We start from the raw sequence: 12,734 nt of genomic DNA, 5'->3' as shown, positions 1-12,734 counted from the left end.
CAGCTCAGAGCGGCCGGGTCAGCTCCGCGATGATCTCGGCCGCCGGGGCGGCCCGGGCGGCCCGCCAGCCGGTGCCGGCCCACAGGTGCAGCCGGTCGGCGTCACCGGCCTCGGCCGCAGCCTTCCCCAGCGGCCGGGTCAGGGGGGGCAGCGCCGGGTAGCCCAGCGGCGCGTCCGCCTCGTACCGGTCGATGAAGTCGTTGCGCAGCCCCCGCGCCGGTCGTCCGGTGAACGCCCGGGTGACCACCGTCCGGTCCCGCCGGGGGTCGGTGAGCGCCTCCCGGTGGGTACGGCACGCGCCGCTCTCGTCGGCCCGTAGCAGCAGCGTGCCGACCAGCACGGCGGTGGCGCCCGCGGTGAGTGCCGCTCGGACGTCCTCGCCACCGCCCACGCCGCCCGCGGCGAGGACGGGCAGCCCGGTGCGGGCGCCGACCAGGCCGACCAGCTCGGCCAGCGGCCGCACCGGCGGCGGGGAGGCCGGGGTGAAGGTGCCGTAGTGGCCGCCGGCGTGTCCGCTCTGGGCGACCAGCCCGTCCACCCCGAGGTCCGCCGCGGCGGCGGCCTCCGCCGGATCGGTGACCGTCACCAGCACCCGGCTCCCGGCCAGCCGCAGGTCGCGGACCACGGCTGCGGACGGCAGCCCGAAGGTGAAGCTGACCACCGGCACCGGATCGCGGACCAGCAGCGCGATCTTCTCCGCCCAGTGGTCGTCGTCCTCGGTCCGCGGGGCCGCCGCCAGGTCCAGCCCGTACGGCCGGCCCTCTTGGGCGATGCGGGCGGCGTAGCGGCGGAACTCCGCGTCGTCGACCGGCACCGGGGCCGGCGCGAACACATTGACGCCGAACGGCAGGCCGGTGGCCCGCGCCGCGGCGATCTCGTCCGCCGTCACCTGGGGCGGTTGGTAGCCGGCCGCCAGGAAGGCGAACGCACCGCACGACCCCACCGCCGCGACCAGCCGGCTGGTGGTGGGTCCGCCCGCCATCGGCGCCGCGACCACCGGCACGTCCACCCCGAGCAGTGCTATCCGTTCCCGGTCCACCCACCCAGTCTGCCCTGCTGGCCGGCGGGCAGGGGTACCGCCGGCACGTGGACGACGCTGTAGGCAGATCCGGCCCGGCCGGCTGATACCCGGCGTCGACCGATGCCGCCGGTCTATGTTGCAGGGGACGGCCGACACGCCGCGGCAGCTGCCGGGCGGCGGCCAGGGCAGCCGGGGCATCGGGTCGGGTACCGGGGCCGCGACGCGGAGGTGAGGCACGGATGTCCACAGCAACGCCGCCGGCGCGACCGCTCACCGGGCGGGTCGCCGTGGTGACGGGCGCGGCGCGGGGCGTCGGCCGGGCCGCAGCCGTCGCCCTGGCGCAGGCCGGGGCCGACGTGGTCGGCATCGATGTCGCCGGCCCGGTCAGCTCCATCCTCGACTACCCGCCCGCCACGGCGGAGGACCTCGCCGAGACCGGCCGGCGGGTGACCGGTGCCGGCGCCCGGTGGCGGGAACACGTCGTCGACCAGCGGGACATCTCCGCCGTCCGGGCGGCGGCGGCCGCCGCCGAGCAGGCCTGGGGCGGCGTGGACGTCGTCTTCGCCAACGCCGGCATCCAGGCGTTCCGGCCGCTGCTGGAGATGGCCGACGCCGACTGGCACGACCAGATCGACGTGAACCTGACCGGCACGGCGAACGTGCTGCGCGCGTTCGCCCCGCTGCTGGTCCGGCGCGGAGGAGGCCGGATCATCCTCACGTCCTCCACCCAGGGGCAGCACGGCACGAAGAACGGCGCGGCATACTCCGCGTCGAAGTGGGGGATCATCGGGCTGATGAAGTCCGCCGCGCTGGAACTGGGCGGACACGGGATCACGGTGAACGCGGTGATCCCCGGCCTCGTCGACACCGTGCTGACCCGGCACGAGGACCGGTACGCCCAGGCGATCACCGAGGGCGGGCGGACGCCCTCCGGCGACGTCGGCGAGGACGAGGGGACCGCGATCGACCTGCTCCGCGCGAAGACGCCGCTCGGCGTCCCGTGGGTGCAGCCGTCGGAGGTGGCGCCGCTGGTGGTGTTCCTCGCCTCGGACCAGGCCCGGATGGTCAGCGGCACCTCGTTCGCCGCGACCGGCGGCGACAGCGCCCACGTGACCGCCTGACCGGCGGGTCAGCCGGCCTGGGTGGCGAGGGCCGGTTGATGTGCCGCCGCCGGGGCGGGCGCTTCCGCCCGCCCCGGCGTCATGAGCGCTGCGTCACCGTTTCGCCTGCTGCTTCGCCATCTGCTTCGCCATCTGCGGATCCTCGCCCTTGCCGACCTGGTTGAGTGCCTTGCGCAACTCGCCCTCGGTCATCTTGGAGTTGCCCTCGATGCCCTTGTCGTGGGCCTGCTGACGCAGCTCGTGAAGTTGCTCCCGACCTGACATGGTCACCTCCGTGGTACTCGATCCGGAGCCCCACGCTTACCCGCCACAGCGGCGAACCAACGCGGCGGAGCCGGCCGGGTCACCCGGCGGCGACCGAGGCCAGGTAGCGGTCGGCGGCCTCCGGGGTCATGAACCAGTCAAAGAAGTCGTTCGGGTCGCTGAAGCCGTTGGCGAACCGGCGGGCGATCGCCGGATTGCCGGCGGCGGCCCCCAGGATCTGCTGCACGTGCGGCGGCAGCGGCTGCAACATCGCGTTGGTCCAGCCGGTGACCGCCTGGCCGACCCCGGCCCAGAACCGCTCGAAGGTCTGCGCCATCCACTCCCGGTCGAACGGCTGGTCGTCGCGCTCCAGAATGGATCCCAGGTATGAGTGGGCGCACTTCGCGGCGGTGTTGCTGCCCTGGCCGGTGATCGGGTCGTTGGCCACCACCACGTCCGCCATGCCCAGCACCACACCGCCCGAGGGAAGTTCCGCGACCGGGCGGCGCACGGTCGGGGTGTACCGGCCGGACAGGGTGGCCCGCCCGTCGGTCAGCTCGACGTCGAGGCACCGCTCGTAGATCCACGGCGTGTAGCGACGCGCCAGGTCGAGGGTCAGCTTGAGGTGCTCGGCGGGGTCCCGCCGCTCGGTCCACAGGTCCAGCGGCCCGTCGGGCACCGCCTCCCAGAACAGGATCTCGCACGGTCCGGAGCGGGTGAGGGCGGGAATGACGAACAGTTCGCCCAGGCCCGGCACGGCGTTGAAGCTGACGTGCGGCGCCGGCCACAGCGGGTCCGGGGTCATCCCGTGCACGTAGGCGACGGCCAGCCCCCGCTGCGGGGCGCGGTACACCGACCGCTGCGGGTCCCGGTCGAAGCACCCCACCAGGTCGCCCTTACCGGCGGCGACGACGGTCAGGTCGTACCGGCCGAGCCGGGTCAGCCCGTCCAGGTCGGCGGTGGTCACCCCCTGGTAGTGCACCGTCCCGCCCCGCTGCTCGAACAGCTCCAGCCAGCTGGCCATCTTCAACCGCTGGTCGGTGCTCTGCGCCGGCTCGTCCAGCGGACAGGGGATCCGCAGCGCCCGCTCACCGGGCGGGGCGGACAACGACACGTGCAGGCCGTCGATCCGGGGCGCCTGCTCCTGCCACAGGTCCAGTCCGTACCGGCGCTCGGTCCGCAGCGCGGCGCCGAACATCGCCTGGGTGCTCATCACCCAGCCCTGGCGGATCTCGTCCGGCGTGCGGGCCGACATGACGGTGACGTCATAGCCCTCGGCGAGCAGGCTCAGGCCGAGCTGCAGCCCGGACTGCCCGGCCCCGACGATAAGGATCTTGCGCATGGGTTCCTCCAGGTTGGGCTATCGGGCCGCGAGCGCGCCCGCGGCGGGTCGGGTGGTGCGGGCCATGGTGTGATCCACGACCGCCAGCAGCGCCCGGGCCACCGAGGACGGGTCGCGGGCGTCGCAGGCGATCAGCGGTACGCCGGCGGGCAGCGCGAGCGCGTCGCGGACGTCCTCCAGCGGGTGGTGCAGCACCCCGTCGAACAGGTTCACGCAGACCACGAATGGCAGGTCGCTGTCCTGCTCGAAGTAGTTGACCGCCGGGAACGACGCCGCCAGGTTCCGGGTGTCGGCGAGCACCAGCGCGCCGACCGCCCCCCGACACAGGTCGTCCCACATCGGCCAGAAACGCGGCTGGCCGGGCGTGCCGAACAGGTACAGCACCAGGTCCGCGCCGATGGTCAACCGGCCGAAGTCCATCGCCACGGTCGTGGTGGTCTTGTCGATGCCCGGGTCGAGCCGGTCGACCGGCTCGCTGGCCGCCGTCATCCAGGCCTCGGTGTTGATCGGCGGGATCTCCGAGATGGACCGGACGCAGGTCGTCTTGCCGACGCCGAAGCCACCGGCGATGACGATCTTCGCCGACGTCAGCAGGGGATTGTCAGGCAAGTCGGCGGAGGCCATCGCGCAGTCTCTCCAGGAGGCGGAAGTCGAGGGTGGGGGTGTCGGCGTGGATCTGCAGTCGGTCGGTGGCGGCGAGGTCGTCGACGACCACCCGGGTCACCCCGAGCGACATCCCGCACACCGCGGACAGTTCGGCCACCGACCGGGCGCGGCGGGCGTGCTCGTACAGGGACCGGGCCTCCGGCAGCAGACCCGAGGCGAAGGCGGCGTCGTAGTACGGCACCGACACCAGGGTGTGCACCAGCAGTGGTTGGCGGGTGCGGGTGCGACCGGAGGTCAGCACGTATGGCCGCACCTTCCAGTACGTCATCGGCATGGTCAGCCTCCTCGGCTCCGTCGGGTCAGCGCGGCTGGCTGGCGGTCATTCGATGCAGCTCGTGCCGGACCTGCGGAGTCAGGGCGTGCCACACCGCGCCGACGAACTGGGTCATCCGGTAGGAGACGACCCGCAGGTCGCAACCGGGTGCGGCGGCGACCGCCAGGCCCGCCGACTCGCCGACCCGCATGAAGAGCAGGTGCCCGCGGGGCAGCCGGACGGTCAGGTACTCGGAGGCGCCGAGGTCCAGCAGCGAGGCGCTGCGGTCGGCCATGCTCAGCAGGCCGGCGGTCAGCGCGGCGAGCTGGTCGCCGAGGTCCCGGGTGACGTCCCGGGAGGCGGCGAGCTGGAGGCCGTCCAGCGACACGATGAGGGCGTGCGTGACACCCGGTACGTCGTCGGCGAACTGGCGGACCAGCCAGGCGCAGTCCGGCAGCCCGTGCGCCGGGGCGGCCGCGCCGTTGCCGTTGCCGGGGAAACCGTGGGTCATCGCAGCTGTCCTTCGTCGGTGTTCGGGGTTGTCTGGGCCTCGTCGACACCGGCGGCGAAGGCCGCCGTCTCGTCCGGCCAGGCCTCAGGAGGTGATCCGGCCTCGGGCGGCCCGGGCCGGTGCGGGGCCGCGGTGCCGGGCCGGTGCGCCGTGGCGGTGGGGTTCTCGACGCGCACGCTCTCGGCGACCCGGCGGGGCAGCCCGCCCCCCGTCGTCGGTCGGGTCTCGTCCGGCCGGTCGGTGGGCTGGCCGCCGATGGTGGCGAGGCGGACGGTGGGCGCGTGCGTGCTCTCCTGGGCCGGGGTCATCTGCGTACTCCATTGGTGGACCCGGCCCCCTTCGGCCGGCGGCGGGGGCGGCCAGGCCGCCGGTGGCGCGGACCCGGCCGGTCCGGTGACGTCCGGCCCCGCCGCGGCGGTGTTCTCGCAGAGCAGCGCGCCGGGGACGAGGACCGTCGCGGTCGTCCCGCCCGAGGGCCGGTTGGTGAGGGTGACCCGTAGGTGGTGGGCGACGGCCAGGTGGGCCACGACGGCGAGGCCCAGGTGGGCCGCGGGGTCCAGGGTGACCGGCGTGAGCGGGCGGCCGGCGAGCAGGGCGTTGAGGGTGGGCAGCTGGTCGGGGTGGATGCCGACGCCGGCGTCCTCGACCCGCAACAGGACGCTGCCGTCCTCGGTGATGTACGCCGACACGATCACCGACGAGGTGGGCGGGGAGAAGCGGGTGGCGTTGTCCAGCAGTTCGGTCAGCACCCGGATCACGTCGTCGGCGGCGAACTCGACCACCGCCAGGTCCACGACATGCCCCACCCGGATGCGCGGGTAGTACTCCACCGCCGAGGCGGCGGCCCGGACGACGTCGACCAGGGTCACGGTCTGCGGGTCGGCGTCCTCGACCCGGCGGCCCAGCAGGACCTGGAGGTTCTCCGCGTGCCGTCGGATGCGGGTGTTCGCGTGGTCGATGCGGTAGAGCCGCTCCAGGCGTTCCGGGTCCTGCTCGTCGGCCTCCACCGCCTCCAGGTGGGAGCCCATCTGGTACGCCGAGGCGAGGATCCGCATCGCGAACTGTTCGCAGATCGCCGGCCACGGGCCGGCCGGGGGTTCCTCGGGCGGTGGGGGAGGCGGCGGGGGTGTCTCCTGTGGTGCGACGGCCCACTGGGCGACCGTGGGATCAAGCCAGCGCGCCGCTCGCTGGCGCCAGGTCATGCGACGTCGACCCGCCAACTGAACTGGGGTGATATCGGCGTTTCTCACGAAAATACCGACCTGTCAGTAATCACCGGCTGTGGCATGGTGCAGCAGTCAACCACCGTCTTGTGCCGATAGCAACGGTCAAGGTCAACTTAGGATAGTTTTCACACCCGTCCCGGCACCGTCGCGTGCGGTCCGCGCCCACCCGTCGCCTGGCTCTCACGGATGCTTCATCGGCCTGGGCCGCCGAAACGCAACAGTCGGACGCGTCCGGGACCGGCGGCGCCCCGGGATCCGCCCGGCGGGCCCGGATGTGACGTCGGCCGCCCGAGCCCGGCGCGGTGGCCGCGCCTCAGCCCGGGTCGGGCAGGTCGAGTTGCACGGTGGCGATCTCCCACGCCCGTAGCGGCAGCCGGACCAGGTTGTCGGCGTCGACCGGCAACGGCTCGCCCGCCCGGCCGACCAGGTCGGCCCGCCACGCGCCGCGTACACCGCGGCCGGCCCCGATGACGGCCCTGGTGTCCCGCGCGGCCACCATCCGCAACTCGACCCGGCCGTCCCGGTCCCGGACGCTGGTCAGCAAAACGCCGTCCCCGTCGACCGTCAGGCCGGTCACCGGCGCCGGCAGCCCGCCGGAGGGCTCGCCGGCGCCCGGAAAGTCCAACAGCTCGTGCCGGTACGCCTCGGCCGCCGCCAGCACCCCGGCGGAGTCCCAGTCGCCCCGGAACGGCAGCACCGCCAAGTCGACGCTGCGCTCGCCCCGACACTGGGCCAGCGGCGTGGGAAGCTGCGGGCCGGCGGGTTCGTCCCGCAGGGCGTGCCGGTTGCGGGACAGCATCCCGATCGCCCGCAGGACGGTGACGGCGAGTTCCCGGCCGGAGTCGGTCAGCTCGTACTCGGTCGGCTGGGTCAGCAGGACGGCGAGCGACCCCTCGGCGCCCCCGGCGGCGACGAACCCGGAGGCGGGGAACGTCGGCAGCGGCACCTCACCGCCGCCGCCCTCGGCGGTCAACCCGCGTTCGACGACCGCGAACTGGCCCTCCGCGTAGGACGAGCGGGCCGGTGCCGGCAGTGGCAGGTGCAGGCGGACCCGGTGGTCGTCGCAGCGGTTGTCGAAGCTCAGCCGCAGCCGGGCGAAGGGCTCACCGGCCCGCAGCTCCACCCGGGTGGTCACGGTGACCGCCTCCCGGTCGACCCGGCGCGAGCCCGCGTCCACGTCGGCGCCGACCGGCCAGCGGTACTCGCGGACCACGTCGAGGACGGCGACCACCGGGCCGTCGTGCACCACGACGGTCCGCACCGCGCGCGGCTTGTCGACCAGCTCGTCCGCGGCCGGCGGGGCGTAGTTGTAGCTGTCGCCCACGTCGCCGCCGTCGACGAGCCGCGCCAAGCCGTCCACGCTCAGGCCGTCCGGTGTGGACAGCCGCAGCGTGCCGTCCTCGGCCACCTCGACGCGGAGCAGGCCGTTGTCGACGGCCCGGTCGACGACCGTCACCGACGGCGTTCCGGCCTCCGCCGGTCCAGGCGCGGCGCCGCTCGCCCGCGCCGTCGGGCCGTCCGCGGGCAGCGCCACCGGGCGGACCGCGGCGAGACCGAGCGCCGGCACCTCGACCAGCGCGGCGACGGTCAGCCGCGGGGCGGCGACGATCCGCACCCGCCACCGGTCCGGGCCGCCCTCGGCGGCGAGCGCCAGCCGTACGTCCTCGACGTCGAAGGTCGGGTCGCCGTGCCGGGCCACCTCGAAGGTGAGGGTGGCGTCGTCGGGCGACACCGACCAGGCGGTGATCTCCTGCCCGTACAGCTCGCGCCCGTGCACCCGGGTGAGCACCGCCGGCAGGTCGGCCGCCGGCACCAGGTCGTCGGCGAGCAGCGTCCGAGCCCGGTCGAGGACCTGGGCGGGCGCGACCCGGCCGTCGGCGCCGACCAGCCCGACCGGCCCGTCCGCGGGCGCCTCGACCTCCAGGCGGACCAGGGCGGTCCGGGCCGCCGGGGTCGGGTTGAACAGCAGGTGCCCGTCGCGCGGCACCGCGCCGGCCAGCCGCGCCCCCACCAGGTCGCAGACCGCCCGGCCGAGCTGGTCCGCCTCGGCCAGCCGGGCGGCCACCTGCTCGGCGGTCTCGTCGCAGCCGCACCCGGTCACCGAGTCGTGGCAGCTCGCGTCGATCAGGCGGGTCCAGGCCATGTCGAGGAACCGCTGCACCGACGGGTCGTGGAAGAGCGCGGCCAGGGGTTCGGCGTACCGCTCGACCCGCCGCTCCGCGCGGCCCATCGCCTGCTTCAGGTGGGCGCGTACGGAGATCACGCCGGGCAGGATGTTCGCCCGGGCGTGTGAGCGCAGCTCCCCGGTGACGGTGGGCAGGCCGTCCACCGTGGTCGGTTGGGTGGCGAAGTACTCCGCGAGGGTGCCGAGCCGCAGGTGCACCCCGTCGACGCCGGCGGCGGCGAGGAGGTCCGGGGCGTCCGGCGCGGGCGCGGCGTGGTCGGCGCCGTACATCGCCAGGATCGGGGTGTCGTCGCCGTCGGGCCGCCAGCCGCGCAGTCGCTCGGCCAGGTCGGTCGCCCGGCGGGTGACCAGGCGCGGGTCGTCCATCAGCCCGGCGGCGTTGCCGTACCCGCCGGGCAGGTACTCCGTGCGGACCGTGGTGCCGTCCGGCGCCCGCCAGGCGAACGCGTGGGACCGGACCCGGTCCGGTACGCCCCGGAACACGCAGGCGTGGGCCAGCCCGGCCCCGGCCAGCAGCTGCGGCATCTGCGCGATGTGGCCGAACATGTCCGGCAGGTAGCCGACCGGCATCGCCCCGCCCAGCGCCGCGCTGCGGGCCAGCCCGCGTTCCAGGTTGCGGACGATGTTCTCCCCGGAGCAGAGGAACTCGTCGAGCAGGATCTGCCACGGCCCGACGGCCAGCCGCCCGGCCCGCACCAGCGCGACCACCTGCTCCCGGCGCTCCGGCCGGACCTCCAGGTAGTCGTCGACCGCGGCGAGCTGCCCGTCCAGGGTGAACCGCTGGCGTTCGTCCTGCGCCATCCGGTCGAACACCTCGTCGAGCAGGGCCACCAGCCGCAGCCGGAACCGTTGGAACGGCTCGTACCACTCGCGGTCCCAGTGGGTGTGCGGCACCACGATGATCTCGGTCGGTCGGTCCATCAGCTCGCCGCCTCTCCGCCGATCGCCGCCCCGGTCAGCTCCCCGTAGCGGCGTACCACCTGTTGGCTGGTCCGTAGGTCGGCCGCGCCCTCGGCGATGCCGGTCAGCGGGGGCGCGCCCGCGGTCACCATCGCGTGGAAGGCGACCAGCTCCTGCTCGAAGGCCTCGGTCACGGACCGGAACACCGTCCGCCGTTCGCCGCCGCCGTGCCGGTCCACCGCGGTCAGCGTGGTCGGCGCGTTGAGCAGGTACGGCGACGGGAAGACCAGCTCCAGCGCACCCCGGGCGTGGTGCAGCGTCACGGTTTCCCGGTAGGCCGGGCAGTCCGGCAGGTTGAGCCACCGGATGCCGTACCGGCCGCCGGCGGGCAGCCGGCCGGAGATCTCCACCGACGGCTCGGCCGGCCCGTCGGGCGCCAGCGGCCAGGTCACGACGTGGTCGACCGTGGCCGGCGCGCCGGTGAACAGCCGCAGCAGCGACAGGTCGTGCGAGACGCTGTTGATCAGGATCTGGTAGAGCGTGCGCGCCCCGGCGTCCCCGCCGACCGCCGCGTCGAGCAGCCGCTCGTCGGCCTCCCGCAGCCGGGCCAGCTCCGCGGCGGGCACGTCCCGCGGCGCGGGTGGCAGGTGGGCGAACGCGAGCTGCCGGTCCCCGGCGGCGTGCAGGACGGTCACCTCGACCGCGTGCACCGCCGCCGGGCCGCCGATCTCGTCGAGCAGCCGGGCGGCCTCGACCACCGCCGGGTCGTACTGCTTCATGTAGCCGACCATCAGCGCCGCGCCGGAGCCGGCCAGCCGGTCGGCCTCGGCGACGGTGTAGGCGAGCGGCTTCTCGCAGAGCACCGGCAGGCCCCGGCCCAGCGCCGCGGCGGCGAGTGCGCCGTGCGAGCCGGAGGTCGCCAGCAGCACCGCGTCGGAGCCGCCACCGGCCAGCATGGTCGCCGCGTCCGCGTACCGCCGGGCCGGCTCGACCCCGTAGCGGTCGCCGAGCTCCGCCAGCCGGGACGGGGACAGGTCGCTGAGCGCGACGATGTCGAACAGGTCGGCCCGTCGCCGCAGCAGCGGCAGGTGCACCGTACGGGCGATGACGCCCAGCCCGGCCACCGCGATCCTCACCCGCTTGCCCGCCTCGGTCATCGCAGCGCCTGCGCCAGCCACCGCCGGCTGCCGTGCTGGTCGGCGCGGATCCGGTCCAGGTCCCGGCCCTGTGCCGGCGCGTCCTGCTCGATCACCAGCCAGCCGGCGTAGCCGATCTCGTCGAGGCCGCGCAGCACCCCGGCGAGGTCGACGTCGCCGCTGCCCAGGGCGCAGAAGCCGCCGGCGGCGACCACCTCGGCCAGGCCGCCCCCGGCGTCGCGGACCCGCCGGTGCGCGGCCAGGTCGCCGTCCTTCAGGTGCACCTGGCCGATCCGGCCGGACCACTTGTGGACGGCCGCGACCGGGTCGCCGCCGGCCAGCAGCAGGTGCCCGGTGTCCAGGCAGACCGCGACGTCGGTCAGTTCCAGCAGCCGGTCGGCCTCCGCCTCGGTCTCCACGTCGGTGCCCAGGTGGTAGTGGAACACCGGTTCCAGGCCGTGGTCCCGGCAGCGGTCGACGGCCCGCTGCACCCGGGCGGCGAAGTCCGGCCAGGCGCTGGCCGGCAGCGCGGAGGCCAGGTCCGGTGGGGTGCCGGGGCGGGCCATCCGGGCCGGGTTGCCGGGGCAGGCGAGGGTGGGCCGGGGCGCGAAGCGGGGATCGTCGACCGGCGCGGCGGTGAACACCGCCAACGCCGCGTCGAGCTGGGCGAGGTCGTCGGCGAACCCGTCCGGATCGGCGAAGCGCAGGTCGACCCAGCCGCCGGCGAGCCCGATCCCGGCCCCGGTGAGCCGCCGGGCCAGCGCCTCGCCGGTCCCGAGATAGCCGATCGGCCCGGAGTCCACGCCGGTGTAGCCGTCCGCGGCCAGCGCCGCGAGCAGCTCGTCCGGACCGACGAACGGGTCGGTCGCCTGGTAGATGCCGTAGTTGACCGGGGCTCCGGCCACTCTGGTGCGTTCGGTCAGCGGCACAGTGCGATCACCTCCATGCGGTGGGACTCCAGGACGTGCAGACCGTCGGCGGCCGGCAGCAGGCACCGGTCCCCGCGGACCACCCGGTGGCGGCCGTCCGGGTAGCCGAGCAGCGCGCCGTCCGCGTCGAGCGCCAGCAGTTCGTCGCCGAGCCGCAGCAGCAGGGGCGCGTCGGGGCCGGCGGAGACGGCCGTACGGCCGGCGGCCAGCGCGTCGCGGACCGCCGCCTCGTCGGTCGGGTCGCCGTCGACGAGCACCCAGGTGGTCGGCGCTCCGGGCGGCGCGTCCGCGCCGGGCCGGTGGAAGTCGCTGCCGCCGACGGGTACGACGTCCGGCCGCCACGCCTGCGCCCACGCCAGCGGAGCTCCCCAGGTGCGGTCCCACCAGCCGGAGTGCCACACCTCCACCAGCCGGGTGCGGGTGGTCACCGGCTGCCGCCAGGCGCAGTCCCCGCCCAGGGGATGGTTGACCGACAGCAGCCCGCCCGCCCGCTCCGCCGCGGCGAGCCAGTGGTCGGCGGGTTCCCGGAAGTCGATCCAGCCCACCGGGCCGAACACGTTGGCGTGCCCCCGGTCGGTGGTCACCTCCTGCCCGGGCACCAGGGTGATGCCGTACCGGCGGGCCGACCCGGGCAGCCAGGGATGGTGGCTGACCGTGTTGTGGTCGGTGACGGCGAGGAAGTCCAGGCCCCGGGAGACGGCGAGCGCGGCCAGCTCGTCGATGGTCTGCGCGCCGTCGCTGTGCACGGTGTGGGCGTGGAGGTCCCCGGCGAGCCAGCGCCGGCCGTCGACGTCCGGCACCGCCGGTCGGGGCGGGCGGTCCGGCCGGGGCGGCGCGACGGGCGTGGGTCCGGGTACCGGTGAGGTGGCGCTGGTGGTGGCGGTGACCTCGAATTCGAGGCCGTCAGGCGGGATCCGGTGCAGCCGGAGCAGCACCTGCCACTCGCCGGGCTCCAGCTCGCCGGGCAGGTACCCGGGGGTGGCCCGGTCGGCGGCGATGGTGAAGCCGTCCCGGGCCCCGCCCGACCAGCCGCGGAAGCCGGCCGGCCCGACGCAGCCGAGGTCCAGCACGCCGGCCGCGCGCGGGTAGTCCAGTCGTACGGTGAGCGCGGCGGTGCCCGGCGCGACGGTCACCGGCAGGGCCCGCAGCACGTCCTCCGCGCGGTCCCGCAGCGTCCACCTGCCCCGGTGCGTGACCATGG

The 12,734-nt window shown here is 75.2% G+C and carries 12 protein-coding genes; 1 reads left to right on the top strand and 11 read right to left on the bottom strand.

Annotated elements, in window-relative coordinates:
* Positions 1-4: 4 nt before the first annotated feature.
* Complete coding sequence (locus tag SLP03_RS10130) at positions 5-1,039, bottom strand: nitronate monooxygenase (protein ID WP_319460286.1); 1,035 nt, start codon at positions 1,037-1,039, stop codon at positions 5-7.
* Between the two features lie 221 nt (positions 1,040-1,260).
* On the opposite strand from SLP03_RS10130, the gene SLP03_RS10125 reads away from it, so the two are divergent.
* Complete coding sequence (locus SLP03_RS10125) at positions 1,261-2,142, top strand: SDR family NAD(P)-dependent oxidoreductase (RefSeq protein WP_319460285.1); 882 nt, start codon at positions 1,261-1,263, stop codon at positions 2,140-2,142.
* A 93-nt stretch (positions 2,143-2,235) separates the two neighbouring features.
* Here the strand turns inward: SLP03_RS10125 and SLP03_RS10120 are convergent, their stop codons facing one another.
* The 10 genes from SLP03_RS10120 to SLP03_RS10075 all read right to left on the bottom strand — a co-directional run bounded on the left by SLP03_RS10120 (position 2,236) and on the right by SLP03_RS10075 (position 12,732).
* The gene (locus tag SLP03_RS10120; protein ID WP_319460284.1) at positions 2,236-2,406 is read right to left on the bottom strand and encodes a hypothetical protein; all 171 of its coding nucleotides are present in this window, start codon (positions 2,404-2,406) and stop codon (positions 2,236-2,238) included.
* A 79-nt stretch (positions 2,407-2,485) separates the two neighbouring features.
* Entirely contained in the window at positions 2,486-3,727 is a 1,242-nt protein-coding gene (locus tag SLP03_RS10115; RefSeq protein ID WP_319460283.1) for a styrene monooxygenase/indole monooxygenase family protein, read from the bottom strand.
* Between the two features lie 18 nt (positions 3,728-3,745).
* Complete coding sequence (locus tag SLP03_RS10110; protein WP_319460282.1) at positions 3,746-4,351, bottom strand: GTP-binding protein; 606 nt, start codon at positions 4,349-4,351, stop codon at positions 3,746-3,748.
* Positions 4,329-4,667 carry a DUF742 domain-containing protein gene (locus SLP03_RS10105; RefSeq protein ID WP_319460281.1) on the bottom strand — a complete coding sequence of 113 codons (339 nt, stop codon included), beginning with the start codon at positions 4,665-4,667 and terminating at the stop codon, positions 4,329-4,331. The genes SLP03_RS10110 and SLP03_RS10105 overlap by 23 nt, the downstream gene beginning before the upstream one ends.
* Before the next feature lie 25 nt (positions 4,668-4,692).
* Positions 4,693-5,157 carry a roadblock/LC7 domain-containing protein gene (locus SLP03_RS10100; RefSeq protein ID WP_319460280.1) on the bottom strand — a complete coding sequence of 155 codons (465 nt, stop codon included), beginning with the start codon at positions 5,155-5,157 and terminating at the stop codon, positions 4,693-4,695.
* On the bottom strand, positions 5,154-6,359 hold the full coding sequence (locus SLP03_RS10095) for a sensor histidine kinase (RefSeq protein WP_319460279.1): 1,206 nt from the start codon (positions 6,357-6,359) through the stop codon (positions 5,154-5,156). Before SLP03_RS10095 ends, SLP03_RS10100 begins: the two co-directional genes overlap by 4 nt.
* A 337-nt stretch (positions 6,360-6,696) precedes the next feature.
* Positions 6,697-9,489, bottom strand: coding sequence for a glycoside hydrolase family 38 C-terminal domain-containing protein (locus tag SLP03_RS10090; protein WP_319460278.1), 2,793 nt, complete (start codon positions 9,487-9,489; stop codon positions 6,697-6,699).
* Positions 9,489-10,625 (bottom strand): Gfo/Idh/MocA family oxidoreductase, encoded by a 1,137-nt coding sequence (locus SLP03_RS10085; protein WP_319460277.1) that lies wholly within the window; start codon positions 10,623-10,625, stop codon positions 9,489-9,491. The genes SLP03_RS10090 and SLP03_RS10085 overlap by 1 nt, the downstream gene beginning before the upstream one ends.
* Positions 10,622-11,533 (bottom strand): sugar phosphate isomerase/epimerase, encoded by a 912-nt coding sequence (locus SLP03_RS10080; RefSeq protein ID WP_319460276.1) that lies wholly within the window; start codon positions 11,531-11,533, stop codon positions 10,622-10,624. Before SLP03_RS10080 ends, SLP03_RS10085 begins: the two co-directional genes overlap by 4 nt.
* Positions 11,524-12,732: a CehA/McbA family metallohydrolase gene (locus SLP03_RS10075; protein ID WP_319460275.1), complete on the bottom strand. Its 1,209-nt coding sequence runs from the start codon at positions 12,730-12,732 to the stop codon at positions 11,524-11,526. Before SLP03_RS10075 ends, SLP03_RS10080 begins: the two co-directional genes overlap by 10 nt.
* Between the last annotated feature and the right edge of the window lie 2 nt (positions 12,733-12,734).

The organism is Micromonospora sp. RTP1Z1 (assembly GCF_033804685.1).
GTDB lineage: Bacteria > Actinomycetota > Actinomycetes > Mycobacteriales > Micromonosporaceae > Micromonospora.
This window is presented reverse-complemented; position numbering and strand designations above follow the sequence as displayed.

What these genes read in the sequence shown, in the direction of transcription:
- SLP03_RS10095 (WP_319460279.1), bottom strand. Translation starts at nt 6,359, where the DNA reads ATGACCTGGCGCCAGCGAGCGGCGCGCTGGCTTGATCCCACGGTCGCC.
- SLP03_RS10110 (WP_319460282.1), bottom strand. Translation starts at nt 4,351, where the DNA reads ATGGCCTCCGCCGACTTGCCTGACAATCCCCTGCTGACGTCGGCGAAG.
- SLP03_RS10125 (WP_319460285.1), top strand. Translation starts at nt 1,261, where the DNA reads ATGTCCACAGCAACGCCGCCGGCGCGACCGCTCACCGGGCGGGTCGCC.
- SLP03_RS10115 (WP_319460283.1), bottom strand. Translation starts at nt 3,727, where the DNA reads ATGCGCAAGATCCTTATCGTCGGGGCCGGGCAGTCCGGGCTGCAGCTC.
- SLP03_RS10085 (WP_319460277.1), bottom strand. Translation starts at nt 10,625, where the DNA reads ATGACCGAGGCGGGCAAGCGGGTGAGGATCGCGGTGGCCGGGCTGGGC.
- SLP03_RS10090 (WP_319460278.1), bottom strand. Translation starts at nt 9,489, where the DNA reads ATGGACCGACCGACCGAGATCATCGTGGTGCCGCACACCCACTGGGAC.
- SLP03_RS10075 (WP_319460275.1), bottom strand. Translation starts at nt 12,732, where the DNA reads ATGGTCACGCACCGGGGCAGGTGGACGCTGCGGGACCGCGCGGAGGAC.
- SLP03_RS10100 (WP_319460280.1), bottom strand. Translation starts at nt 5,157, where the DNA reads ATGACCCACGGTTTCCCCGGCAACGGCAACGGCGCGGCCGCCCCGGCG.
- SLP03_RS10105 (WP_319460281.1), bottom strand. Translation starts at nt 4,667, where the DNA reads ATGCCGATGACGTACTGGAAGGTGCGGCCATACGTGCTGACCTCCGGT.
- SLP03_RS10120 (WP_319460284.1), bottom strand. Translation starts at nt 2,406, where the DNA reads ATGTCAGGTCGGGAGCAACTTCACGAGCTGCGTCAGCAGGCCCACGAC.